Raw genomic sequence first — 24,404 nt, forward strand, 5'->3', positions numbered from 1 at the left:
CGTTAAATTCTAAGCCCCCATGTGGGGACGATGCGTGATTCTACAATTCGTGCATGTTCGTGCATATGCCTGGTGATTACAAATCGCGATTACAAATCATATAAACCGGGCAGGCCGAGAATGCGGCTCAATTCCTCGAGCGCGGCGTGCACCTCCAGCGCCAGCGCCGGATCAGCCAGGTCCTGCGGCTCGAGCCGGTCGCGGTAGTGCTTCTCGACCCAGGCCACCAGCGTATGGTACAGCGCCTCGGTCATCACCACGCCTTGGTGCATGGCGGCCGCCTCGGCGTCGTTCAGCGCCACGCGCAGGCGCAGGCAGGCCGGCCCGCCGCCGTTGCGCATGCTCTGCCGCAGGTCGAAGTGAATCAGTTCGTCGACCGCGCCGCCGCTGGCCACCAGGCCTTGCAGATAGCCGGCCACGGCGGCGTTCTCCTGGCATTCCTGCGGGATCACCAGGGCCATCTTGCCGTCCGCCTTGGACAGCAGCTGGCTGTTGAACAAATAGCTGGCGACGGCGTCGGCCACTGATACCTGTTTGGTATCAACGCGGATCGCCTCGAGTTCGGCGCCGACGCCGGCCATGGCGCCGCGCAGCTTGGCCAGGCCGCCCGCCTCGTCGGCGAAGGCCTGCTCGTGGTAGAACAACACGTTGCCGTTGCCGACCGCGATGACGTCGTTGTGGAACACGCCCTGGTCGATCACGTCCGGATTCTGCTGGATGTAGACGGTGCGCTCGTCGGCCAGGCCGTGCAGGCGGGCCACGGCCTGCGAGGCCTCCAGCGTCTGCCGCGCCGGATAGCGCTTGGGCGCCGGCGCGCTGGCGTCGAACTCGACGCGGCCGTAGACGAACATCTCGACGGCGGCGGCGCCGTGGCTGGCGCACAGGCGGGTGTGGTTGGCGGCGCCCTCGTCGCCGAAGGCCGGCGTGCCGGGCAGCGCGTCGTGCACGGCGAAGTGGCGCTGGTCGCTAAAGATGGCGCGCAGGCTGCGCGCCGACTGGGCGTGCTCGAAGGCGCGGTGCAGCTTGTTGTTCAAGTTGGCAGGGGTGAAGTGGGCGCGGCCGTCGCCACTGTCGGCCGAGGGGCTGACGGTGGCGGCGTTGGCGGTCCACATCGGCGAGGCCGACCAGGCGCAGGCCAGGATCACCGGCGAGGCCTTCCAGGCCTGCGCCAGCACCTCGGCGTCGCTGCCGCAAAAACCGACGCTGCGCAACAGACGGAAATTCGGCCGGTCCTGCGGCGGCAGCAGCGCCTGGGCGAAGCCGCGCGCGGCCAGCGCGCGCATCTTGGCCAGGCCCTGCAGGGCCGCCAGTTTCGGATTCGAGGCGCTCTTGACGTTGCTGAACGAGGCGACGTTGCCGAACGAGAGGCCGGCGTAGTTGTGCGAGGGGCCAACCAGGCCGTCGAAGTTGAATTCGCGTGCGTTGCGCATGGTGCGGTTTTCCTGTCTTTAGAAGTTCATGCCGGGCGAGAGCTTGGCCGGCATTTCCAGCGCGCTGTTCTCGATCGAGGCGACCGGGTAGGCGCAGTAGTCGGCCGCGTAGTAGGCGCTCGGCCGGTGGTTGCCGGACTTGCCGACGCCGCCGAACGGCGCGCTGCTGGCCGCGCCCGTGGTCGGCCGGTTCCAGTTGACGATGCCGGCGCGGGCGCGCTGCTGGAAGGTCTGCCACAGCGCCGCGTCGGTCGAGATCAGCGCGGCGGCCAGGCCGAACTCGGTGGCGTTGGCGGCCTTGATGGCGGCGTCGAAATCGGCCACGCGGACGATCTGCAACAGCGGGCCGAACCACTCCTCGTCGGGAATGCCCTGGACGCCGGTGACGTCGACGATGCCGGCCGAGACGAAGCCGGTGTCGGCCACCAACTGGCGCATCTGCAGCAGGTTCTTGCCGCCCTTGGCGACCAGGTCGGCCTGCGCCTGCAGCAGGCGCTGGGCCACGGCGGCCGACACCACGGGGCCCATGAACGGCGCCGGCTCGGCGTCGGCCGGGCCGATGGTCAGGCGGCCGGCCACGTCGACCAGGCGGGCGATGAAGGCGGCCGCCTCCGGCGTGTCCTGCACGATCAGGCGGCGCGCGCAGGTGCAGCGCTGGCCGGCCGAGATGAAGGCCGAGGAGACGGCCATGAAGACGGCGGCGTCGATGTCCTTGACGTCCCACACCACCAGCGGGTTGTTGCCGCCCATTTCCAGCGCCAGCATCTTGCCAGGCTGGCCGCCGAACTGCTTGTGCAGCGCGCTGCCGGTCTGGCAGCTGCCGGTGAACAGCACGCCGTCCAGCTCGGCGTCCTGGCCCAGCGCGACGCCGGTGTCGCGGCCGCCGTTGACCAGGTTGAGCACGCCGGCCGGCAGGCCGGCCTGCTGCCACAGCTGCACCGTCTTGACGGCGCTGCGCGGCGCGTACTCGCTCGGCTTGAAGACGATGGTGTTGCCGGCGATCAGGGCAGGCACGATATGGCCGTTGGGCAGGTGGCCGGGGAAGTTGTACGGGCCGAACACGCCGAACACGCCGTGCGGGCGGTGGCGCAGCACCGCCTCGCCGTCGGCCACCTTGTTGTGGCTCTCGCCGGTGCGGGCGGCGTAGGCCTGCACCGAGATGTCGACCTTGTTGGCCATGGTGGTCACTTCGGTGCGCGACTCCCACAAGGGTTTGCCGACCTCCTCGGAGATCAGCAGCGCCAGCTCCTCGGCGTGCTGCTTGAGCAGGTCGCGGAAGCGCGTGCAGACGGCGATGCGCTGCTCCAGCGGCGTCGTGGCCCAGCCCTCGAAGGCGGCACGCGCGGCGGCGCCGGCGCGCGCCACGTCCGCTGCGGTGGAAGCGCGGCTGGCCCAGGTCTGGCGGCCGCTGGCCGGATCGATGGTGACCAGTTCGGCGCCGCTACCCGCCAGCCATTGGCCGTTGATGAAGTTACTCAGAGCGTGTTCAGACATGGGGATTCTTCCTCAGATTGAGTGGCAGGGTGCGCACGGTGTCGCCCGGATGGCAATGCAGCAGTTCCTGTTCGGCCTCGGACAGGGCCAGCGCGCCGTGCAGCGGCACGGTCGGCGACAGGATCATGCGGAAATCTTGCAGGTCGGTGTTGGAGACCAGCGTCGGCTCGGCGCCGATGTCGCTGGCGCAGGTCGATTCGACCTCGCCGGCCACGCCGATTTGCGACAGCTCGCTGTCGCGCATGGCGCGCAGCTCGGAGACGCGGGCCTGCAGCACCGGGCCGGCGTCGAAGATGTCGACGTAGCCCTCGAAGTGCATGCCCTCCTGCTCGAGCAGGCGGCGGGCCGGCGCGGTCGACACGTGGACCTTGCCGATCACCTCCTGCGCCTCGTCCGGCAGGTAGGCCACGTACAGCGGCTGGCGCGGCATCAGCTCGGCGATGAAGGACTTCTTGCCCAGCGCGGTCAGGTCGTCGACGTGGTTGAAGTCCATCTTGAAGAAGTGCCGGCCCAGGCCCTCGTAGAAGGGCGAGCGGCCGTCGGCCTCCTGGAAGCCGCGCATCTCGGCGATCAGCTTCTCGGTGAACAGGTGGGGGAACTGGGCGATGAACAGGAAGCGGCATTTCGACAGCAGCTTGCCGTTGTTGCCGGTGCGGTAGTCGGGGTGCAGGAACAGCGAGCACAGCTCGGTGCTGCCGGTCAGGTCGTTCGACAGGTACAGCGTTTCCATGCGGGTGAACACGTCGAGCTCGCGGCTGGAATGGACCAGGGTGCCGATGCGGTAGTTGTAGAACGGCTCCTCCAGCCCGACCGCGCCCTTGATGGCGCAGACGCCGGCCAGGCGGCCGCTGTCGGTGTCCTCCATGACGAACATGTAGTCGCGCTTGGCCGGCGGGATGGTCTCGGCGAAGGAGGCGACGGCGACGGCGACGCGGTCGCCCAGCATCTTCATGTCCGGCTTGAGGGTGGTCATGCCACTGCCGACCTGGCTGGCCATCACGTACAGGGCGTCCAGGTCATCGGCCTTAATTGCGCGTACTACTAGCATAGGGTTCCCACTTGAGTAAAAGTTCTCGCGCGCGCCGTCACAGGCGCACACAGATGACGGTGTCGCCCTCGGCGACCTGCAGCGCCTCCTGCACATCCTTCGACAGGCTGACGCCGACGCCGGCCTCGACCGGGGCGCACTCGGCCACCACGGCGCGGAAGTTCTGCTCCGAGGCGACGGCGATGGCGTAGCTCACGCGCGGCACTGCGGTGCGCTCGGGCGCCGCCGTTTCGACGCGGCGCTGCATGGCGCCGTTGAAGGTGCGCAGCGCGTTCTTGTTGGCCTGCAGGATGGGGCCGCCGTCGAAGATGTCGATGTAGTCGTCGGCCTCGAAGCCCTCGGCCGTCAGCAGGTTGAAGGCCAGTTCGCCTGACGGGTGGATCTGGCCCATGGCCGCCTGGGCGTCGCCCGGCAGCAGCGGCACGTAGACCGGGTAGTGCGGCATCAGCTCGACGATCAGCGTGCGGTTGCGCGCGCCGCCGATGACGCGTTCGGCGTCGAGGAAGTCCATTTGGAAGAATTTGCGGCCCAGCGCGTCCCAGAACGGCGAACCGCCGGCGGCGTCGGTGATGCCGGCCAGCGGCACGAAGAAGCGGTCGCCGAAGCGCTGCGGCGCCAGCACGGCGTACAGCAGGCGGGCGCGCGACAGCAGCGCCGCCTCGGGGCCGGCCTGTTCCTGCTCGGCGACGTAGAAGCTGGACAATTGCGAGCAGGCCGTCAGCTCGGAGCACAGGGTCAGCGCGTGCACGCTGTGGCTGATGTTGAGGTCGCGCGAGACCTGCTGGATGACGTCGTTGCGGAAGGAGAAATAGGTGCCGTTCGAGCCGGCCGAGGCGTAGATCGCGGCGGTGCCGACGATGCTGCCGCTGCCGCCGCTGTCCAGCGATTCGAGCACGAACAGGTACGATTCCTCGCTGGGGATGTCGACATGCGCGGCGAACGAGGCCAGCGAACGCTCGACCGCCTCGGCGATCTTGTCGCGCGTCTTGGGCAAGGTGTGGACACCCGGCATGGTCACTGCGGCCAGCGCTTCGAGGGCAGCAATATCCGCTAGTTCTACCGGACGGACAACGTACATGTGAGCTCCTTCAATGCGATCAATAGCAAATGCCGCCCCGCCGCGAACGCGGCGGGGCGGATGGCCCGCGCCGACCTGGCGGCGCGGGCGGTGTTGGCCACTCAGGTGGCCTTGGTCAGCCGGCCTCTCAGGCGGCCTTGGTCAGGCTGTCGAGGGCGGCGCGCATCAAACCGTCGAACTCGGCGATCTGCGCGTCGGAGACGATCAGCGCCGGCGCCAAACGCAGCACCTCGGTGCCGGCGATCAGCACCATCAGGCCCTGTGCTTCGGCGGCCTTCTGGATGTCCTTCGAGCGGCCCTTGAAGGCCTCCGCCACCACCATGCCGAGCAGCAGGCCGGAGCCGCGCACCAGGGTGAACACCTGCGGGTAGTCGGCGACGATCTGGTTCAGCGTGGCCACCAGCTTGGCGCTGGCTTCCTTGACGCGGGCCAGGAAGGCCGGCTGGTTGATCGTGTCGAGCACGGTCAGCGCCACCGTGGCGGCCAGCGGGTTGCCGCCGTAGGTGGTGCCGTGGGTGCCGACCGACAGGGTCTTGGCCAGTTCCTCGGTGGTCAGCATGGCGCCGATCGGGTAGCCGTTGCCCAGCGCCTTGGCGGCGGTCAGCACGTCCGGCGTGACGCCGCAGCCCATGTAGGCGAACAGCTCGCCGGTGCGGCCCATGCCGGATTGGACTTCGTCGAAGATCAGCACGGCGCCGGTCTTGTCGCACAGCGCGCGCAGTTCCTTCAGGAAGGCGACGTCGCCCGGCACCACGCCGCCCTCGCCCTGGATCGGTTCGACCACCACGGCGCAAACGTCGTCGCCGATGGCCGAACGGGCCGCTTCGATGTCGTTGTACGGAATGTGGTCGATCGACGGTGGCAGCGGCTCGAAGCCCTCGGTGTACTTGGCCTGGCCGCCGACCGACACGGTGAACAGGGTGCGGCCGTGGAAGGAGTGGAAGCAGGAGACGATGCGCGACTTGTGCGCGCCGAACTTGGTGTGGGCGTGCTTGCGCGCCAGCTTGAGGGCGGCCTCGTTGGCTTCGGCGCCGGAGTTGCAGAAGAAGGCGCGGTCGGCGAAGGTCGCCTCGGTCAGCGCGCAGGCCAGGCGCAGCACCGGCTCGTTGGTGTAACCGTTGCCCAGATGCCACAGCGTGTTGGCCTGCTTGGTCAGCGCCTCGACCACCAGCGGATTGCAATGACCCAGCGCGGTGACCGCGATGCCCGAGGTGAAGTCGAGGTAGTGCTTGCCGTTCTGGTCCCACAGGTCCAGGCCGGCGGCGCGCACCGGCACCATGGCGGCCGGCGCGTAGGTCGGCACCAGCACCTCGTCGAAGGTCTGACGGGTCACGGGACGTGTGGTCACGGTCGAATCAAGCTTGGCATTCATGGCATTTCCGATCAAGTTAGGTACGGTGGCGGCGCAACAGCCGACTGGTGTACACATTATAAAAAGCGGGATGCTAAAACTCTTTTCTAACTGCGACAAGGATTTTCATTTTTGACCGGCGGGCAAGCTTGCCGCTTCGGCCACGCGGCGCCGGCGCCGGCGCCGCCCCGCAGTTGGCGTTGTCAGGCGGTCGGCGGCATCAGCTTGCGCTGGCGCTCTTCGCGCGGGGTGTTGCCGAACAGCGCGCCGAAGGCGGTGGAGAAGTGCGAGCCGGAGGAGAAGCCGCACATCAGCCCGACTTGCACGATGGAATTGTTGGTGTCGAGCAGCAACTGGCGCGCCCGTTGCAGGCGCAGCTCCAGGTAGTAGCGCGACGGCAGGCTGCCCAGGTATTGCTTGAACAGGCGCTCGAGCTGGCGGCGCGACAGGCCGACCAGGTTGGCGATGTCGTCGGTCGACAGCGGCTCCTCGATGTTGGCCTCCATCAGGGTGACGGCCTCGGACAGCTTGGGCTGCAGCGCGCCGAAGCGGGCCTGCAGGGCGACCCGCTGGCGCTCCTCGTGGCCGCGCACGCGCTCGACGCACAGGGCCTCCTTGATGCTGGCCTGCACCGTGGCGCCGAACAGACACTCGACCAGGGTCAGCGCGAAGTCGATGCTGGCGGCGCCGCCGCAGCAGCTCAGGTGGCGGCCGTCGATCTCGAACAGGTGCGGGGTGAGGATGGCGCGGTCGCTGATCTCCTCGGTGTCGGCGTACAGCGCCCACGGCAGGGCGACGCGCACGCCGCCCATCACGCCGGCGTCGGCCAGCCACAGCACGGCGGCGCCGACGCCGCCCCAGAACTGCGCCGAGCGGCAGCGCTCGATGACGGCGCGGCACAGCTCGGGCGGCGGCGCCGCCTGCGTCTCGTCGGCCACCAGCAGGGCCAGGTGCCAGCCGGGCTGGCCCAGCAGCGCCTCGGCCGGCGTGCGCACGTCGAGCTGCAACAGGTCCGGGCCGAGGATGGCGGCGGCGCCGCGCAACGGTTGCACCAGGCCGGCCCAGGTCAGGGCGTCGGCCTCGCCGGCGTTGACCAACAGCATGCGCAGCGGCCGCTCCTGGGCGAGGCGGGAAAGATTAGCGAAGGACATCGGTCGGGCGTGGGACTGGGGGCATGGTTGTCGTTGGGTGGGCCACTGCGGCGGCGCGCGGCCTCATTCCGGCGCCAGCGCGGCGGACGGGCGCTCGGTGCTCCACTGGCTCACTATCATACCGGAGATCAACAGGGCGGCGCCCAGCAGGCCGGTCCAGGCCAGCGTCTCGTTGAGCCAGAAATAGGCGAAGATGGCGGCGCAGCCCGGCTCGAAGGCGTAGATCACGGCCGCCTCGTTGGCCGTGCTGTGGCTCTGGCCCCAGGTCTGCAGCGAGATGATGGCGGCGGTGGCCACCACGCCCAGGTAGACCAGGTTGGTCGAGTACTGGCGCAGCGCCTCGGCCACGCCGGCCCAGTAGCGGGCGGCGGCGGCGCCGTCCGGCACCTCCTTGACAGCCAGCCACAGCGCCGCGCACAGCGCCACGGTGACGATCTGCGCCGCCGTCAAGGTCATCAGCTTGTCGACCTTGCGGGTGGCGCCCTCCATCATCTTGACGTAGACGCCGAAGCACAGCGCCGCCACCAGCGCCAGGGTGTCGCCGCGCCCCCAGCTCAGGCCGCCGTCCCAGCACAGCGCGAACAGGCCGGCCAGCGCCAGCAGCAGGGCGACGACGATGCGGCGCTCCGGCGCGCGGCCGGCCAGCACGCCCAGCAGCGGCACCACCAGCACGTTGAGTCCGGTGACGAAGGCGTTGCGGTTGGAACTGGTCAGCGCCAAGCCCTCGATCTGGCAGACGTAGCAGACGAACAGCACCACGCCGACCAGCGCGCCCTGCACCAGGTCGGCGCGGCGGGCGCGCCACAAGAAGGGCGACAGCAACAGGCTGGCCAGGGCGAAGCGCACCAGCACGATCCAGTTGGCCGACAGGCTGCCGGTCATGTCCTTCATGGCGGGAAAGGTGGTGCCCCAAACGAGAGTGACGACGAGCAGAGCGGCAATACCGCGTAGGTGGTGGGGCATGAAAAGGGAATCTCGTAGCGGATAGATAAACTGCCAACTAATTGGCGCACGGCATATAGTACCCGGCCGTGGCGAAAATGGCGAACCATCCAGCGGCCGGCGGCCGGACGGCTATAATCATGCCTATGGGTGAACGATATTTGAAAAGTATCCGGCTGTTGGCCGAATGCATACAGGGTTTTGAGCGCCTGTCGGGCGAACACGTGCGTCGTTGCGGCCTGACGCACGCCCAGTTCGACATCATCGCCACGCTGGGCAACACGGCCGGCATGACGTACAAGGAGCTGGGCGACAAAACCCTGATCACCAAGGGCACACTGACCGGCGTGATCGACCGGCTGGAGCACAAGGGGCTGGTGGAACGCGAGCGCAGCGTCGACGACAAGCGCTCCTACTTCATCCGCCTCACCGCGACCGGCGAACAAACCTTCCGCGAGGTGTTTCCGCAGGTGATAGCGATGGGCAGCCAGGTGTTCGCCCACTACAGCGAGGACGACTTCGCCGCCCTGGAACACACCCTGGCCGGACTGAAACAGGTGATATCGGCCGGCGGCCCGCCACCCATTCTCGACACAACCAAGGAAATCATTTGAAAACGACTCTGCTCGAGGGCATGACGCCTGCGAAATTCGACAAACACATCATCGGCAACCTGCTGCTCAACGTCAGCACCCCGGACATCGTGCGCCAGGAAAAACTGCTGATCGGCATCCGCAACGAGGACGGCCAGATCTACCGCCTGATCGGCGCGACCAAGCCCAACAGCTACATCAACGCGATCGAGGAGCTGTTCGACCTCGGCCTGGTCGACGAGCTGGAGGACACCGACGGCACCCAGGACGGCTGCGACGCCATCTTCCGCGAGGCCTGAGCTAGCCAGGTTTTTACCCCGCACCCCGATGCGCCACGGGGTCAGACCCCGGACGGGGTCTGACCCCTTTTTTCTGCGGGGTAAGGCCGGCGCGCCCCTCGGGACGTCTGAAGTATAAATTCAACATTTAAAAAATTCCCTGCGGCAATATTGCGAGTATAATTTTTTCAATGGACAGACTAGCCGCCTTTCAACACATCGCCGCTCAAGCGAGCCGGGGAGAACTGACGTTCCCCAGCAACGTGAGCGCCTCCATCAAACTGCAACAGGCGTTGAACGACCCCGACTGCCACAGCGAGGCCGCCGTCAAGCTGATCCAGGCCGACCCGCTGCTGTCGGCGCGCGCCGTGGCGATCGCCAACTCGGTCGCCTACAACCGTTCCGGCAACGAGATCACCAACGTGCGTTCGGCCGTGCAGCGCCTCGGCGTGCGCACGCTGCAATCGCTGGTGGCGGCGCTGATCGTGCGGCAGATCGGCAGCCAGATCACCGACCCCGGCCTGCGGGCCAAGGCGGCCCAGCTGTGGCAGCACACCGCCCACGTCGCCGCGCTGGCCCAGGTGATCGCCCGCCGCGTCACCCGGGTCGACCCGGACACGGCGCTGTTCGCCGGCATCGTCCACGAGGTGGCCGGCTTCTACATGCTGTCGCAGGCCGGCGCCTACCCGGGCATCATGGACGGCGAGCCGGAGGACTGGGTCGAGCACGGCGAGGTGGCCATCGGCCGTGGCGTGTTCGCCAAGCTGGTCATCCCCGAGGCGGTGCAGGCCTCGGTCGAGGCGCTGTGGCACGGCATGCGCGCGCTGCCGCCCGAGACGCTGGGCGACACCCTGCTGCTGGCCAACGACCTGGCGCCCATCCCCTCGCCGCTGCACGAGCGGCCGGGCGCCACCACGCCGCAGGCGGCGCGCACCATCGACTTCGTGGTCGGCGAGGGCACGCTGCACGACATCATGGCCGAATCGGCCGACGAGGTGAAGTCGCTGTTCGCCGTGCTGATGCTGTAAAGACGCCGGCATGTCGCCGGCCCTCCGGCCCCCCCTGGAACCCCTAACGGCAAGGGGTCAGACCCCGACGGGGTCTGACCCCGGTTCAGCGCCTTGCGGGGTAACAGCGTCCCCGGCGCCTCAACAAAATCCTACTTCAAATCGGCCGTGCTGACCTCGCAGGCGCGGCGCACCTCCTGCACCGTGGCCGGCGCGTCGAGGCGGAACAGGCCGTCCAGGCCGCGCTCCAAGCGCGAGGCGCGCACCGCCGCCTTGACCGCGAAGAACACGCTGTTGGCCAGCACCAGCGGCGGCTCGCCCACCTCCTTCGACGAGAAGATGTCGTGCGGGTCGTCCGGAATGCCGGCCACCGACTTGGCGTTGCGCGGGAACAGGTGGACGTTCATCTCCAGCGGGATGCAGGTGGTGGCCGGCACCTTGTAGCGCCAGGTGTTGGTGGTGTTGAGCCGGCCCTGCTCCTCGCCCTCCTGCTCGAACACCAGCTTCTCGGTGAGCAGATAGCCGACGCCCTGCACGAACGCACCCTCGACCTGGCCGACGTCGATCGCCGGGTTCAAACTCCAGCCGATGTCGTAGACGATGTCCGAGCTGAGGATCTTCACCTCGCCGGTCAGCACGTCGACCTCGGTCACCGAGCAGGCCGCCGAATAGGTGAAGCCGACGAAGGAGTCGACCCCGCCGCCCAGCACCGCCGTGGCGTCGCGCTCGATGCCGTAGGGGTTGGGCTGCTGGTCCTGCGGCTTGAAGGTCATGCAGGGGATCGGCACGCCGCCGCCACGGATCTTGGCGGTGAAGCTGGCGATCAGGTTGACCCGCTTGGCGTAGGCCAGCTGGATCAGGTTCTGCCAGATCAGCGCCGTGCGGCCCTGGGCGTTGGTGACGGTGGCCGCCCAGCCCTGCTCGCCGTGGTTCCAGAAGTCGATGCCCTGGTCGACGCACCACTGGTTGCCGTTGTCGTTGCGCTGCTGGTAGGCGAACTCCAACAGGCGGCCGCGCAGGTCCTGGCAGGTCTGCTTGACCGCCTCGCAGTTGTACGGCGTGCCGGTGGAGGCGCCGCTGCTGGTCGGATTGGGCGTGATGCTGGTGCGCGGCCCCTCGACGTGGATCAGGTCCATCGGGATGCCCATCACATACGCCGCCACCTGCAGCACCTGGGTCGCCAGGCCCTGCCCCATCTCGACGCCGCCCTGGTGGATCACCAGCGTGCCGTCGGCCTGGTTGACCACCACAATGGCGGCGGCTTGTTCGAGCTGCTGCCAGTTGTAGCCGGAGCCGTACTTGACCGGCACCAGCGCCAGGCCGCGCTTGCGCCAGGTGTTGTTGCGGTTGAACTCCTCCACCGCCGCCTTCTTCTCCTCGTACTTGCAGACCTCCTTCAGGTAGTCCCACACCTGCCGCATGTAGCAGTAGGACAGCGCCTGGCCGAAGGGCGTGACGTCGCCGCGCTCGTACAGGTTCTTCTCGCGCATCTCCTCGGCCGACATGCCGAGGGCGAAGGCGGCGTCGTCCACCGCGTTCTCGATGATGTTCTTGCCCTGCACGTCGCCGAAGGCGCGGAAGGCGGTGCTGGGCGCGGTGTTGGTGCGGCAGACGTCGATCTGGTTCTCGAAGTTGGCGACGCGGTAGGCGTTGTCGGCGCGCAGCTGGATGCAGTTCGAGACGATGAAGGAGCAGTCGTAGAAGGCGCCGCCGTCGCCCCACATCTTGGTCTGGAAGCCACGGATGATGCCCTTGTCGGCCGGGTTCTGCAGGCCCTGGTCGACGGCGATCTGGTACTGGCCGTAGAAGGCGTGGCGCTTGCCGATCATGCCTGTGTCCTGGTCGCGCGGCATGGCCAGGCGCACCGGCCGCTTGACCGCCTTGGCCGCCACCGCCGCCGGGCCGACCACGAAGCGGGTCGGCTCGGTCTTGCCGCCGAAGGCGCCGCCGACCGAGACCACCTTGACGTCGACCTGGTGGTAGGCCACGCCCAGCGCCATCGCCGTGGTCTGGTGCATCTCCATCGGGCTCTGCGTCGAGGGGCGGATGGTGATGCGGCCCTGGTCGCCCGGCTCGGCGATCACCGCCTGGGTCTCCATGTAGAAGTGCACCTGGCCGCCGTTGAGCTGCGAGCTCTCCACCACCAGGCAGCCGGCGCCGCTGATGGCCGTGTCGCGCACCACGATGTCGCGGTCGAGCGGCTGCTTGGCGCTGGTCCAGTCGAAGTTGCTGCCGGGCCGGGTGATCTTCCAGATGTGCGAAACGTAGCTGGCCGACTTGGGCGAGTCGGGGAACACGCTGCCGATGCGGATGGCGTCCTCCAGGGTGGTGACGGGGCGGTTCCACGGCGCCGGCCAGTCGACGTCGGTGTAGCCGACGCAGTGCGCCGTCACGTACTCGGCCAGGGCGGCGGCCTGCTGCTCGGTGTCGGCCAGCACCAGCGCGATGGCCTGGCCGACGTAGCTGACCATCTGCTCGGCCAGCAGCGGCTGGTCCATGCCCATGCCCTGCAGGTTGATGCCGCCGTTCTTGATGTTGTGGTGGGTGATCAGGTCGACGAAGTTGGCGTCGTGCCGGCTCAGGTGCTCGCGCAGCTCGGCCAGGGTGGCGGCGCCGGCCTTGCCCGGCACGGCGAAGTGGTAGTTGCCCAGCGCCCGCTTGCTCTGCACGAAGGCGGCGTTGAGGGTGCGCGGCGGCGCCGCCAGCTCCTGCGTGTAGTGCAGCTGGCCGGAGGCCTGGTACATCGCGGTGATCTTGATGTAGGGCTGCGCCACCGGCCGCTTGAAGTCCTGCGTGGCGTAGTGCTGGCGGCCGTCGCTGACCGGCCATTTGCCCCAGGTGATCTCGCCGCTGGAGGCGATCTGCGGCGGCACCTCGACGCCGCGCTGCGGCAGCGCGTTGACCACCGCCTTGTAGAAGAAGGCCAGCGCCAGCTGGACGCGGTACTCGTCGGTGAAGCCCTCGCTGGGCAGGCCGTGCATGCGCGCGGCCCACAACTGCAGCTCGGCGCGCACCTCCTGTTCCAGCACGGCCGACAGCGCCGGCAACTGGTCCAGCGCCAGGGTTTGGCCGCGCAGCGCGGCCTCGGTGGCGGCGGCGTGCCACGGATACGGCGCGATGCCGCCGAACACCAGCGCGGCGTCATCGATGGCGGCGCCGTCGCCGAAGCGCAGCGCGGTGCAGGCGTTGACGATGCTGTGCGCGTTGACCTCGCGCAGCGCCACCTTCTGCGCCAGCACCACCTGGTTCTCGGCCGGCAGCGCCAGCAGGAAGGCGCGCAGCACGATCTCGTCGAGCAGCGCCGGCTGGTCGAGCACGCGGCGCACCAGCTCGGCCACACTGTTGACGTGCTGGTGGAACTTGCCGGCGCCGTCCAGGTGCAGGTAGACCACGCGCGCGCCGGTGGCAGCCAGCGCCGTCAACGCGTCGGACGGGAAGGGTTCGCCGCTGCCCTCGGCCATGTGGGCCAGCACCAGCATGGTGTTGCCGCCCAGCGAGGCGGCGTTGCGCACGATGCGCCCGGCGGTGCGGCGCGCCATGAACTGGACGGCGGCCAGGCTGCTGGTCTCGTCGCAGCAATGCAACTTCATCTGCGCGCCCAACTCGGCGATCAGCGCGTTGTAGTCGATGCCGGCGGCGACGCGCAAGGCGCCGCCCTCGAGCCGGCTGGCCTCGTTCAATTCAGGAATCAGGCGGATGTCGGCGAACAGCCTGGTCGGCGCGAACTCGTCCTTGTAGATGCCGAACGAGGTGTTGCCGTGCACCAGGCGCAGGCGGCTGCCGCGCGCGCCGTGCATCAGGTGGGCCAACTCGTCGAGCGTGAGCGGGGTGCGCCAGCTCTGCCCGCCGCCGTGGGCGCTGACCGGCTGGGCCGGGCCGCGCGCCCGTGGCGGGAAGGGGATCGCCACGTTGGCCGGCAGCTGGGCGGCGCAGCCGTCGTCCTCCAGGCATTTCATGCGGTGTTTCTCGTCCTCGGCGGTCCAGTCGGAGGCGAAGGTCTTCATTCCGGTGAGGATGGCGCGGTAGCCGGTGCAGCGGCAGATGTTGCCGTCGAAGCTGTCCTCGATCTCCTTCTTGGTGGCCTGCGGATGGTTGACGATGAACTCGGACATGTTCATCACGAAGCCCACGCTGCAGTAGCCGCACTGGCTGCCGTTGTTGAGGGCCAACCGGTGCGCCACCGGGTTCATGCCGGCGTGCTCGACCTCGGACGGGTGCTCGGCCACGGCGCGCAGCTGCAGGCTGGCGCCGCTCTGCGGCAGGTCGCGCGCCTGCGCCACCGCCTCGGCCACCTGGGCGCGCTTGTCCTGCGCCTGCTGCTGCGCCTCGGCCAGCGCCGGCACCGGCGCCAGGCCAATGGCCGCGCCGCCGCGCGAGGCGGTGGCGGCGTGCAGCAGGAACTCGGGATTCGGCTTGCGCACGGCGCCCGTGCCCTCGACCGTGGTGACCACCTGGCCGCCCAGCGCGCACACCGGCCGCAGGCAGGAGTTGATGGCGCGGTGCTGCGGCTGCTCGCCGTCCCAGTGCGACAGGATCACCGTGCAGCCGCCGCAGCCGCCCTGGCCGCAGGGCTTCTTCGGCCCGGCCAGCGCCACCTCGGGCGAGCGCAGATAGTCGATCAGCAGCAGATCGGGCGAGGGGTTGTGCAGTTGGACCAGCTTGCCGTTCAGGTAGAAGGAGACGTCGTTGCTCATGGTGGTGGATTCCGGGCTAGAAGTGCGGGACAGGGAAGGAGAACAGGGCCGGTGGCGCGGACGAAGTCGTCATACACAAGCGGCAATCATTCAATTCGGAAATAAATATACGCGAACAGCCCGCGCGAATATACGCGAATTGTCACACTGGGGGGGCGGGGCGACGCGGTAGCAATGGCGGGAGGAACGGAAAAGCGGGGCGGATGATGAGGCGAGAAGCGGGGAGGCGGAATCAGGCGAAACGAGGCGAGGCGGAGATGTTGCCGAGCGGACGGGCGAAGCGCCGGGCGGCGGCGCAGGCGCGCGTTCGCGCCCGGCCGAGACCGCCGTCGGCGGCGCCCTCCTCCCGCTGCGGCAGGGCCGGCACGGCGGCGCGCTGCGGCGGCGGTTCCGGCTCGTCCAGCGGCGCGCTGTGCCACATGCGCAGGAAGCGTTGATAGGCGGGCTGACCGGCCGGTCGATCGGCGGGTTGAGCGGCGGGCGGCCGGGCCACGGCGGGCGCCGCCGTCGTCACGGTTGACGTTGCGTCTTGCATACTACCTCCATCGGTTGTCGAATCGAGGCGCGCGGGACGGGCAAAAAAAAAGCCCGCTGGGGGCGGGCAAAGTCCAAAACTAGGGATCTCCTGAAAGAGACAGCCCCACTATACGAACTTTGCGCGCCGCCTTCTGTGCGCCAACTAACACAGGCGAAAATGACTGCTTACCAGACCGGGATGGTCTTCTTCCAGGCATCGAGCTGCTGCACGCGGCCGAACCAGGCCATGATGTTGGCGTACTCGGCGAGCGGCAGCTTGGCCTGCTCCAGGTACATCAGCGGCGCCGCCACGGCGAAATCGGCCAGGCTGAGGCTGTCGCCGATGATCCATTGGCGCTGAGCAAGATGTCCGTTTAGCACAGTAGCATATTCGGCAATATCCCGCTCGCCACGGGCCAATTCCACCGGGTCGGCCGGGCCGGCGCCGACCATGCCCTTCCAGATGCGTTCCCAGGTCAGCACGCTGAGCGCCGGCGAGAAGTGCTGGCAGGCCCAGAACATCCAGCGGTTGATGTCGGCGCGGGTGCGCAAGTCCTGCGGGTAGAGGGTCTGGCCCGGCGTTTTGTCGGCCAGGTATTGCATGATGGCGCAGGACTCCCACAGCAGGAAGTCGCCGTCCTGCAGCACGGGGATTTTGCTGTTGGGGTTCAATTCGACCAGGCGGCGGCGGTCCTCCTCGCTCATCAGGTTGACTTCGGTCAGCTCCAGCGGGAAGTCGAGGGCGATGGCGGTCATCAACACGCGGCGGGCGTTGGACGAAACGGGGTGGTGGAATAGGCGCATTTTGTGGGCTCCGGTGGGTCAGTGAGGAGTCCATCGTAAGCCGCGCCGTTGTCAGTTTCTGTCAGGAGTCTTCGCGGATGTTTTGCTCGACGCGCCAGACCTTGAGCAGCTCGTGGCGGCGCGCCGGATAGCGGTGCCCGGTCGACTCGACGCTGGCGATGCGGTCGATGCGGAAGTGGCGGTTGGCGGCGCGCAACTCGCACCAGGCGGCGAGCAAACGGCGGCCCTCCAGGAAGGCCAGCGCGAACGGCCAAACGTAGCGCTCGGAGGCGTTGCCGTTCTCGTCGCAGTAGCCGATGCGCAGGCGGTGCTGGTGGCGGATCGCCTCGCGCACCGGGCGGACGAACTGGTCGCTGCCGTCGCTGGGCAGCAGGCCGAGCGGCACCCACAGGCTGGTCTCGGCCATGTCGTCGCGCAGGTCCTTGGGGGTGGCGGCGGCGATCTTGGCCAGCGCGTTGCTGGCCGCCTGGGCCAGCGCCTCGTCGCCCTGGCGGCGCACCCAGCGCGCGCCCAGCACCAGCGCCTCGAGCTCGTCGGCGCCGAACATCAGCGGCGGCAGGAAGAAGCCGCTCTTGAGCAGGTAGCCGACGCCGGCCTCGCCCTCGACCGGCGCGCCCATGCCGGCCAGGGTTTGGATGTCGCGGTAGATGGTGCGCTCGGACACACCGAGCTGCTCGGCCAGGCGCGCCGCCGTGACCGGGCGGCGGTAGCCGCGCAGCGCATCCATCAACTGGAACAGGCGGCCGGTTCGGCTCATGGGTGCTCTCTCATACGGGTGGGGTGGAGGGGCCGCGTGGCCGACGATGCCGGCGCGCGGCCTAGCATTGTGCGGGCTGTCGGGCGCGCGCGCAAGCCCTTCCGGCGCGGGCCTAAACCCGTAAGAAAGGGGTCTGACCCCGTACGGGGTCAGACCCCGGCCGTGGTCGATTTGGGGGGGCGGGGTGGGCTCAGTCCAGGTCGAGCAGGAAGTTGCGCTGCGGCGCGGCGAGCGCGCCGTCGGCGCCGCCCGTTTCGTCCTTCAGCGCCACGCCGGACAGTTGGCGCAGGCGCGACTGCTCGAGAAGGTAGTGCAGCTTGTAGGCGGCCTCCTCGTAGCGCAGGCCGGCCGGGCGCACGTTGGAGATGCAGTTGCGGCTGGCGTCGGTCAGGCCCACCTGCGGTGCCCAGGTCAGGTACAGGCCCATGCTGTCGGGCGAACTGAGGCCGGGCCGCTCGCCCACCAGCACCACCACGGCGCGCGCGCCGAGCAGCTGGCCGACCTCGTCGCCCACCGCCACCCGGCCCTGGTCGACCAGCGCCAGCGGCGCCAGCGACCACTGCTCGGCGGCCAGCCGCGCCAGCATCACGCGCAGGAAGGGCAGCGCGTTCTGCTCGATGGCCAGCGCCGACAGGCCGTCGGCGATGACGAAGGCCAGGTCGTAGCCGGCGCCGGCCACCGCCCCGTCCGGCCCGGTGCGCCGCACCCCGGCCGAAGCCGCATCGTCGCCGCCCTGCCCCGGCGCCGGCGCCGCGCCGTGCGCCTGCAGCAGGCGGCGCGAGGGCTCGTCCAGGCGCCGCCCCAAATCGGGCCGCTGCAGGTAGACGTGGCGGTTCTGCGCCGCGCTGTGCAGCGCCAGGCAGGGCAGGCCGCTGTCGGCCGTCAGCGCGGCGGCCAGCGCGGCGTGGTCGAGCGGCAGGTGCACGGCGTCGCGCGCGCGCGCGTGGGCCAGCTGGAAGTCCAGCTGCGGCGCCGTCGGCAGGCTCACGCCGCTGCGCCCCAGCGCGATGCGCGCCGCCGTGAACCGGCGCAGCGCCTGCCAGGGGTTGGCCGTCACCACCTCGTCGCGCGCCGCCGCGCCGTCCCGCTGCTCCTGGTGACCTGTCTTGTCCTTGTCGTGTTGGCTCATGCCGGTCGTCTCCTCAGGCCAACCGCAGCAGGGCGTTGTGGAAGGCCGGCGGCAGCGCCGTGCCCAGCGTGACGTAGTCGTCGCGGGTGAAGATCTCCATCTCCTTGAGCCAGGCGGCGAACTCCGGCGCCGGCTGCAGGCCCAGCACGCGGCGCGCGTACAGGGCGTCGTGGAAGGAGGTGGTCTGGTAGTTGAGCATGATGTCGTCCGAGCCGGGGATGCCCATGACGAAGGTGCAGCCGGCCGTGCCCAACAGGGTCAGCAGGATGTCCATGTCGTTCTGGTCGGCCTCGGCGTGGTTGGTGTAGCAGACGTCGCAGCCCATCGGCAGGCCGAGCAGCTTGGCGCAGAAGTGGTCCTCCAGGCCGGCGCGGATGATCTGCTTGCCGTCGTACAGGTACTCGGGGCCGATGAAGCCGACCACCGAGTTGACCAGCAGCGGCTTGAACTTGCGCGCCACCGCGTAGGCGCGCACCTCGCAGGTTTGCTGGTCGACGCCGTGGTGGGCGTTGGCCGACAAGGCGCTGCCCTGCCCCGTCTCGAAGTACATCACGTTGTCGCCCACCGTGCCGCGGCCCAGCGACAGCGCGGCCTGGCGCGACTCGTCGAGCAGCGCCAGGTTGATGCCGAAGCTGGCGTTGGCCGCCTCGGTGCCGGCGATCGACTGGAACACCAGGTCGACCGGCGCGCCGCGCTCGATGGCGGCGATGGTGTTGGTGACGTGGGTCAGCACGCAGGACTGGGTGGGGATGCCGTAGCGGGCGATGATCTCGTCGAGCATGCTGACGATGCGCACCACCTGCGGCACGTTGTCGGTGGCCGGGTTGATGCCGATGACGGCGTCGCCGCTGCCGTACAGCAGGCCGTCGAGCACGCTGGCGGCAATGCCGCTGGCGTCGTCGGTCGGGTGGTTCGGCTGCAGCCGGGTCGACATGCGGCCGGCCAGGCCAATGGTGTTGCGGAAGCGCGTCACCACGCGGCACTTCTTGGCCACCAGGATCAGGTCCTGGATGCGCATGATCTTCGACACCGCCGCCGCCATCTCCGGCGTGACGCCGGGCGCCACGGCGGCCAGCACCAGCTCGTCGACGGCGTCGCCCAGCAGCCAGTTGCGGAAGTCGCCGACGGTCAGGTGGGCGATGCGGGCGAAGGCCACCTTGTCGTGCTCGTCGATGATCAGGCGGCTGACCTCGTCGTCCTCGTAGGGCACCAGCAGCTGGTTGAGGAACACCGTCAGCGGCAGCTCGGCCAGCGCCATCTGCGCCGCCACGCGCTCCTCGACGCTGGCCGCCGCCAGGCCGGCCAGGTAGTCGCCGGAACGGGCCGGGCTGGCCTTGGCCATCAAATCCTTCAGGTCGCGGAACTGGTAGGTCCGGCTGCCCACGCTATGTGCGAAACTACTCATCGTTGCTGCCTCCCGGCCGTCGGCTGTAGTGCCACGGCTCTGTTTTCGAGTCTCTCACAAAACCGGCGCGGCGGGTGATGCCCGCCGCAACCCCGCACCCCGATCCGCTGCGGTCGGGATCAGACTCCCCGCCTTGGCGCCGTACGGGGTCTGACCCCTTTTCTTGCGGGGTTGAGCCGGCACTACTCGTCAGCGCGCTTAAAAATTGCGCGTCGCGACCACCTGCAGGCGCGTCTTGACCACGTTGCGGCTGCTGCCGTCGGCGTCGAAGAAGGTCCACAGCGGGGTGCCGTTCTTGCTGGCGTCACCGCTGTTGTAGACCGCCGCCGCCGCCACGGCCCAGCTGTCCCAGGTCTTGGTCACGCCGACCTTGGCGTCGACGTAGTTGAAGGCGGCCAGGTTGCGCACGTTCTGCTTGCCGGCGTGCAGGTTGAGCGTCAGGCCCGGCGCCAGCTCGGGGTTCCAGTTGACTTCGCCGTACAAGGTGCCGCGCGTGTCGACCAGCTTGCCGCTGTAGGGGTCGACGGCGAAGCCGAACCAGCGCTTGCTCAACGTGACCCAGCCGTAGGCGTTGAAGCTGCCGATGTTCACGCCCAGCTTGGCGTCCTGGGTGTGGTACTTGATGTCCTCGCCGCCGGCCGCGTAGTGCGCGCCGGGATACCAGTAGGTGACCAGGCCGGCGTCGATGTTGCTGGTTTCGTTGAGCGGGTGGCGGTAGCCGCCGTAGACGTCGATCTCGGCGCCGCCGCCGTTGTTGTAGGCGGCGTGCGAGACGCCCGAGCCGAACAGGCCCAGGTAGAAGCCGCTGACGTGGACGAAGTCCAAGGTGGCCTGGGCGGTCGGCTTGCCCTGGCTTTGCGAGATGCCACGGAACAGGTAGTCCGACACCAGCGCGACGTTGCCGCTGTTGGTCCAGTCGAGGGCGGGCGGGGGCGCGGCGGCGGCCGGGGCCGGATCGGCCGCGCTGGCGGCGCCGGACAGTGCTGCCAGGGTGGCCAGCAGCACCGCTGCGGCGCGCTGTTTCAGCGGGAAGGTGGAGGCTGCGATCATCATGTGGTCCTTTCGGTGGAGGTGGGGTCGGTGCGGGTTCAAACGGCGTCGTACAGCGCCAGCTCCTGGCGGCTGCGGCGGGTCGACAGGAAGAAGGCGTAGCCGCCGGCCATGAAGGCGGTGAACACGCCGAAGATCAGCGGGTTGTAGTAGATCATGGTGGCCATGCAGACGGCGGCGCCGGCCAGCGCGATGGCCGGGAACACCGGGTAGAACGGGGCGCGGAAGGGGCGCACCATGTCCGGCTCGCTGCGGCGCAGCTTGAACAGGCTGAGCATGCTGAGGATGTACATGGTGATGGCGCCGAACACCGACATGGTGACGATGTTGGCGGTCAACGTCTGGCCGCCGATCTTGATCAACTCGTCGCTGAAGATGGCGGCGATGCCGACCACGCCGCCGGCGATGATGGCGCGGTGCGGCGTGTGGAAGCGCGGGTGGATCTTGGCGAAGTAACGTGGCAGGTAGGCCTCGCGGGCCAGGGCGTAGATCTGCCGCGAGTAGCCCAGGATGATGCCGTGGAAGGAGGCGATCAAGCCGAACAGGCCGAGCCAGACCAGCATGTGCAGCCAGTTGCTGTTCTCGCCGACGATCGCCTTCATCGCCTGCGGCAGCGGGTCGTTGATGTTGGACAGCTTGGTCCAGTCGCCGGCGCCGCCGGCGAACACCATCACGCCGATGGCCAGCAGCACCAGGGTGATGATGCCGGTGATGTAGGCGATGGGGATCGAGCGCTTGGGGTCCTTGGCCTCCTCGGCCGCCATGGCGACGCCCTCGATGGCGAGGAAGAACCAGATGGCGAAGGGGATGGCGGCGAACATGCCGGGGATCGAGGCGATGCTGAAATTGTCGGCGCCGGACCAGCCGCCCTTGACGAAGTTGGCCATCGAAAAGCCGGGCGAGACCACGCCCATGAACACCAGCAGCTCGAATATGGCCAGCAGCGCCATCAACAGCTCGAAGCTGGCGGCGATCTGCACGCCGACGATGTTGAGCGTCATGAACACCAGGTAGGCGCCGACCGCAGCCGTCTTCGGATCGACGGCGGGGAACTGCACGTTGAGGTAGGCGCCGATGGCCAGCGCGATGGCCGGCGGGGCGAAGACGAACTCGATCAAGGTGGCCGCGCCGGCCAGGTAGCCGCCCAACGGGCCGAAGGCGCGCTTGCTGTAGGCGAAGGGGCCGCCGGCGTGCGGGATCGAGGTGGTCAGCTCGGTGAAGCTGAAGATGAAGGTGGTGTACATGGCGGCGATGAACAGCGCCGTGATGGTGAAGCCGAGCGTGCCGGCCGAGGCCCAGCCGTAGCTCCAGCCGAAGTATTCGCCCGAGATGACGAGGCCGACCGCGATGCCCCATAGTTGGACCGTGCCCAGCGTCTGCTGCAGCGCCGGCGCCGCGCCGGATGCCTGATGTGCTTTCATTTTTTTCTCCAGTAAGAACAAACGTCGCCAAGGGCGCCGAGCTGTCGAGCCGACTCGGGGCAGGTATGGAAGTTGCAACGAATCGAGTATAGGAGTCCGGGCCGGCGCGACGTTATCGAAAATCGGCAAACTTGACGACAGCTGTGGCAGCGCGCAACAGGGCCTATTTCAGGAGGAAACAACATGCACCAGATTGGTACACCTTTATTGCACAGTGCGCCGCAATTGCGCAGCCCGGCGGCCCTGCGCACCGTGCTGGCACACGACGCCGACCAGCTGGCCTGCGAGCTGACCAACTGGCAGCAAAGCTACGACCAGATCAGCGCCGGCCTGTTCCGTGGCGCCCTGGTCGAGTTGCGCATGCCCAAGATCCAGGTCTTCAAGGAAAGCCTGAGCCAGGCGGTGCGGCAGTCCTGCCGGGTGTGGCCGGGCGCCATCTGGTTCGGCCTGCCCGACCACCCGGTGGCGACCCGCATCAACGGCCGCCAGACCGGCCAGGAATGGATCATGGTGCAGCCGGGCGAGCAGGAGTTCGAGCTGGTCACGCCCAGCGCCTACGGCATCTACGGCATCGTGGTGTGCCGCCGCATGCTGGCCGAGGCGGCCGAGCGCAGCGGCTGCCTGATCGACTGGGAGCGGGTGCAGGCGGCCGAGGTGTTGCAGGTGGACGGCGCCGCCCGCGCCGCCTGCGTGCAGACGTTGGCCGCGTTGCTGGGCGGGGATGGCCACGGCGCGCCGGCCGGCGGCACCGTGCCGACGCGGGCCGGCCTGTTCGGCGACGACGGCCACGGCGGCGCGGCCGCGCAAGGCACGCCGCTCTGGCAGGAGGCGGTGCTGGGCGCGCTGCTGGAGATGCTCGACCGCAGCAGCATCGAGCCGGTGGCCGCCGCCAGCGTGCAGCGGCGCCAGCGCGTGGTGGCCAAGGCGCGCGAATACATTTTGGCGCACCGCGCCGAGAGCATCACCGTGCCGGAGCTGTGCGAGCAGGTGCACGTGAGCCGGCGCACGCTGCAGTACTGCTTCGAGGACGTGCTGGGCATGAGCCCCATGCTCTACCTGCGCATGGTGCGGCTGAACGGCGTGCGGCGCCAACTGCACGACCCGACCGCGCGCGGCAGCGCCATCGGCGACGTCGCCGGCGCCTGGGGCCTGTGCAACTTCAGCCAATTCTCCAGCGACTACCGCAAGCTGTTCGGCGAATGCCCGTCCGCCTCGATGAAGGCGCTGGCACGGCGCAGCTAGCCCGAAAAAACACCGGGGTCAGTGCCGACATTCGGACACAGGCTCTGCAATAAAGAGCTTCGCTGGCGCGGCCTATGGTTGAGCTCGCCACCGGGGTCAGTGCCGACATTCGGACACAGACTCAGCAATAAAGAGCTTCACCGGCGCGTCCTATGGTTGAGCTCGTGTCCGAATGTCGGCACTGACCCTGCCTTGCTGCCCCCGCCTTGCGCCTTGCTCGGCCGTTGGCACCGCGTCACCTCGCCCCCCCCTTCCCGCTGCATTTGGCGCCGGCGCGCCGCAGCTCGCGCCGCCGCCGCGCCGTTTCGTCGCATCGCGCCGCGCGGCGCGGCGCCGGCGGGCATAGTTCACTCAGCAACACCCCACAAACAAGGAGAAACACCATGCTGCAACAGATCATCAGCCACACCCCAGTCTACGTTTGGGCTATCCTGGGCTTCCTGGTCTACCGTGGCGTGCTCGCCAGCCAGGACCGCACGGTCGCGCTGCGCTCGCTGTTCATCATCCCCGCCGTGATGGTCGCGCTGTCGCTGCAGGACATCGCCAGCCGCTTCGGCCTGCACGACGCCCCGCTGGCGGCCTGGCTCATCGGCGCGGCGCTGGGCGGCGGCCTGACCTGGCAGCTGATCGACGCCAAACGCATCAGCATCAACCGCGCCGAGGGTAGCGTCACGCTGCGCGGCAGCTGGCTGCCACTGGCCATGATGATGGCCATCTTCTGCGCCAAGTACGCCGTCGCCATCGCCTCCGCCATGTCGCCGGCCCTGCGCCAGGAGCCGCTGTTCGCCGTGACCGTCTGCGCCACCTTCGGCGCGTTCAACGGTGTCTTCCTGGGCCGCCTGTCGCGCCACCTGGCCGCCTACCTGAAAGCGGCGGCGCCGGCCGCGCTGCAATCGACACCGAACTAACACCGCCAACAGGACGCCGGCGCCGCCGCCGGCTTCCAGTAAGATCAAAGGGCGCCCGGTCTGCGAGACCTGGCGCCCTTTTTCATGTCGCGGTGGAGGCGCCGGC

At 68.7% G+C, this 24,404-nt stretch carries 20 protein-coding genes; 5 read left to right on the forward strand and 15 right to left on the reverse strand.

Going from position 1 to position 24,404, the window contains the following annotated elements; translation table 11 throughout:
* Positions 1-89 precede the first annotated feature (89 nt).
* From astB to BM252_RS18360, 7 genes are all read right to left on the reverse strand, one after another.
* Positions 90-1,430, reverse strand: a complete 1,341-nt coding sequence (astB, locus tag BM252_RS18330) for an N-succinylarginine dihydrolase (RefSeq protein ID WP_093389111.1) — start codon at positions 1,428-1,430, stop codon at positions 90-92.
* Between the two features lie 18 nt (positions 1,431-1,448).
* Positions 1,449-2,924 (reverse strand): succinylglutamate-semialdehyde dehydrogenase, encoded by a 1,476-nt coding sequence (gene astD, locus BM252_RS18335; RefSeq protein ID WP_093389112.1) that lies wholly within the window; start codon positions 2,922-2,924, stop codon positions 1,449-1,451.
* Positions 2,917-3,972 carry an arginine N-succinyltransferase gene (gene astA / locus BM252_RS18340; protein WP_093389113.1) on the reverse strand — a complete coding sequence of 352 codons (1,056 nt, stop codon included), beginning with the start codon at positions 3,970-3,972 and terminating at the stop codon, positions 2,917-2,919. The genes astD and astA overlap by 8 nt, the downstream gene beginning before the upstream one ends.
* A 37-nt stretch (positions 3,973-4,009) precedes the next feature.
* The gene (locus BM252_RS18345) at positions 4,010-5,050 is read right to left on the reverse strand and encodes an arginine N-succinyltransferase (RefSeq protein WP_093389114.1); all 1,041 of its coding nucleotides are present in this window, start codon (positions 5,048-5,050) and stop codon (positions 4,010-4,012) included.
* Between the two features lie 127 nt (positions 5,051-5,177).
* Positions 5,178-6,398: an acetylornithine/succinylornithine family transaminase gene (gene astC / locus BM252_RS18350; protein WP_281249364.1), complete on the reverse strand. Its 1,221-nt coding sequence runs from the start codon at positions 6,396-6,398 to the stop codon at positions 5,178-5,180.
* A 206-nt stretch (positions 6,399-6,604) separates the two neighbouring features.
* Positions 6,605-7,552 (reverse strand): GlxA family transcriptional regulator, encoded by a 948-nt coding sequence (locus BM252_RS18355; protein ID WP_093389116.1) that lies wholly within the window; start codon positions 7,550-7,552, stop codon positions 6,605-6,607.
* A gap of 63 nt (positions 7,553-7,615) precedes the next feature.
* Positions 7,616-8,515: a DMT family transporter gene (locus tag BM252_RS18360; RefSeq protein WP_093389117.1), complete on the reverse strand. Its 900-nt coding sequence runs from the start codon at positions 8,513-8,515 to the stop codon at positions 7,616-7,618.
* A gap of 125 nt (positions 8,516-8,640) precedes the next feature.
* Here BM252_RS18360 and BM252_RS18365 point away from each other — a divergent pair, with 125 nt between their 5' ends.
* The 3 genes from BM252_RS18365 to BM252_RS18375 all read left to right on the forward strand — a co-directional run bounded on the left by BM252_RS18365 (position 8,641) and on the right by BM252_RS18375 (position 10,393).
* Positions 8,641-9,108 (forward strand): MarR family winged helix-turn-helix transcriptional regulator, encoded by a 468-nt coding sequence (locus tag BM252_RS18365; protein WP_093389118.1) that lies wholly within the window; start codon positions 8,641-8,643, stop codon positions 9,106-9,108.
* On the forward strand, positions 9,105-9,386 hold the full coding sequence (locus BM252_RS18370) for a hypothetical protein (RefSeq protein ID WP_093389119.1): 282 nt from the start codon (positions 9,105-9,107) through the stop codon (positions 9,384-9,386). Before BM252_RS18365 ends, BM252_RS18370 begins: the two co-directional genes overlap by 4 nt.
* Positions 9,387-9,556: 170 nt before the next feature.
* Entirely contained in the window at positions 9,557-10,393 is an 837-nt protein-coding gene (locus BM252_RS18375; protein WP_093389120.1) for an HDOD domain-containing protein, read from the forward strand.
* Positions 10,394-10,524: 131 nt separating this feature from the next.
* On the opposite strand, the gene BM252_RS18380 is transcribed toward BM252_RS18375, so the two are convergent.
* From BM252_RS18380 to eat, 8 genes are all read right to left on the reverse strand, one after another.
* Positions 10,525-15,066 carry a molybdopterin cofactor-binding domain-containing protein gene (locus BM252_RS18380; RefSeq protein ID WP_093389121.1) on the reverse strand — a complete coding sequence of 1,514 codons (4,542 nt, stop codon included), beginning with the start codon at positions 15,064-15,066 and terminating at the stop codon, positions 10,525-10,527.
* 232 nt (positions 15,067-15,298) lie between these two features.
* The gene (locus BM252_RS30285; RefSeq protein WP_139236599.1) at positions 15,299-15,601 is read right to left on the reverse strand and encodes a hypothetical protein; all 303 of its coding nucleotides are present in this window, start codon (positions 15,599-15,601) and stop codon (positions 15,299-15,301) included.
* A 167-nt stretch (positions 15,602-15,768) separates the two neighbouring features.
* Positions 15,769-16,386: a glutathione S-transferase family protein gene (locus BM252_RS18390; protein ID WP_093389123.1), complete on the reverse strand. Its 618-nt coding sequence runs from the start codon at positions 16,384-16,386 to the stop codon at positions 15,769-15,771.
* Between the two features lie 61 nt (positions 16,387-16,447).
* Positions 16,448-17,143 carry a helix-turn-helix transcriptional regulator gene (locus tag BM252_RS18395; RefSeq protein WP_174900578.1) on the reverse strand — a complete coding sequence of 232 codons (696 nt, stop codon included), beginning with the start codon at positions 17,141-17,143 and terminating at the stop codon, positions 16,448-16,450.
* Positions 17,144-17,333: 190 nt separating this feature from the next.
* Positions 17,334-18,272: an ethanolamine ammonia-lyase subunit EutC gene (gene eutC, locus BM252_RS18400; protein WP_093389124.1), complete on the reverse strand. Its 939-nt coding sequence runs from the start codon at positions 18,270-18,272 to the stop codon at positions 17,334-17,336.
* Positions 18,273-18,285: 13 nt separating this feature from the next.
* A complete protein-coding gene (locus BM252_RS18405) occupies positions 18,286-19,677 on the reverse strand; it encodes an ethanolamine ammonia-lyase subunit EutB (RefSeq protein ID WP_093389125.1) in 1,392 nt (463 codons plus the stop codon).
* Between the two features lie 198 nt (positions 19,678-19,875).
* The gene (locus BM252_RS18410) at positions 19,876-20,730 is read right to left on the reverse strand and encodes a TorF family putative porin (RefSeq protein WP_245774327.1); all 855 of its coding nucleotides are present in this window, start codon (positions 20,728-20,730) and stop codon (positions 19,876-19,878) included.
* Positions 20,731-20,765: 35 nt separating this feature from the next.
* Positions 20,766-22,148: an ethanolamine permease gene (eat, locus tag BM252_RS18415; protein WP_093389126.1), complete on the reverse strand. Its 1,383-nt coding sequence runs from the start codon at positions 22,146-22,148 to the stop codon at positions 20,766-20,768.
* A 183-nt stretch (positions 22,149-22,331) separates the two neighbouring features.
* Here eat and BM252_RS18420 point away from each other — a divergent pair, with 183 nt between their 5' ends.
* Positions 22,332-23,390, forward strand: coding sequence for a helix-turn-helix domain-containing protein (locus BM252_RS18420; protein ID WP_093389127.1), 1,059 nt, complete (start codon positions 22,332-22,334; stop codon positions 23,388-23,390).
* Positions 23,391-23,653: 263 nt separating this feature from the next.
* Positions 23,654-24,298 (forward strand): DUF6622 family protein, encoded by a 645-nt coding sequence (locus BM252_RS18425; RefSeq protein ID WP_342742526.1) that lies wholly within the window; start codon positions 23,654-23,656, stop codon positions 24,296-24,298.
* The last annotated feature ends 106 nt before the right edge of the window (positions 24,299-24,404 follow it).

Source organism: Rugamonas rubra (genome assembly GCF_900114705.1).
In the GTDB taxonomy this organism is placed as follows: Bacteria; Pseudomonadota; Gammaproteobacteria; order Burkholderiales; family Burkholderiaceae_D; genus Rugamonas; species Rugamonas rubra.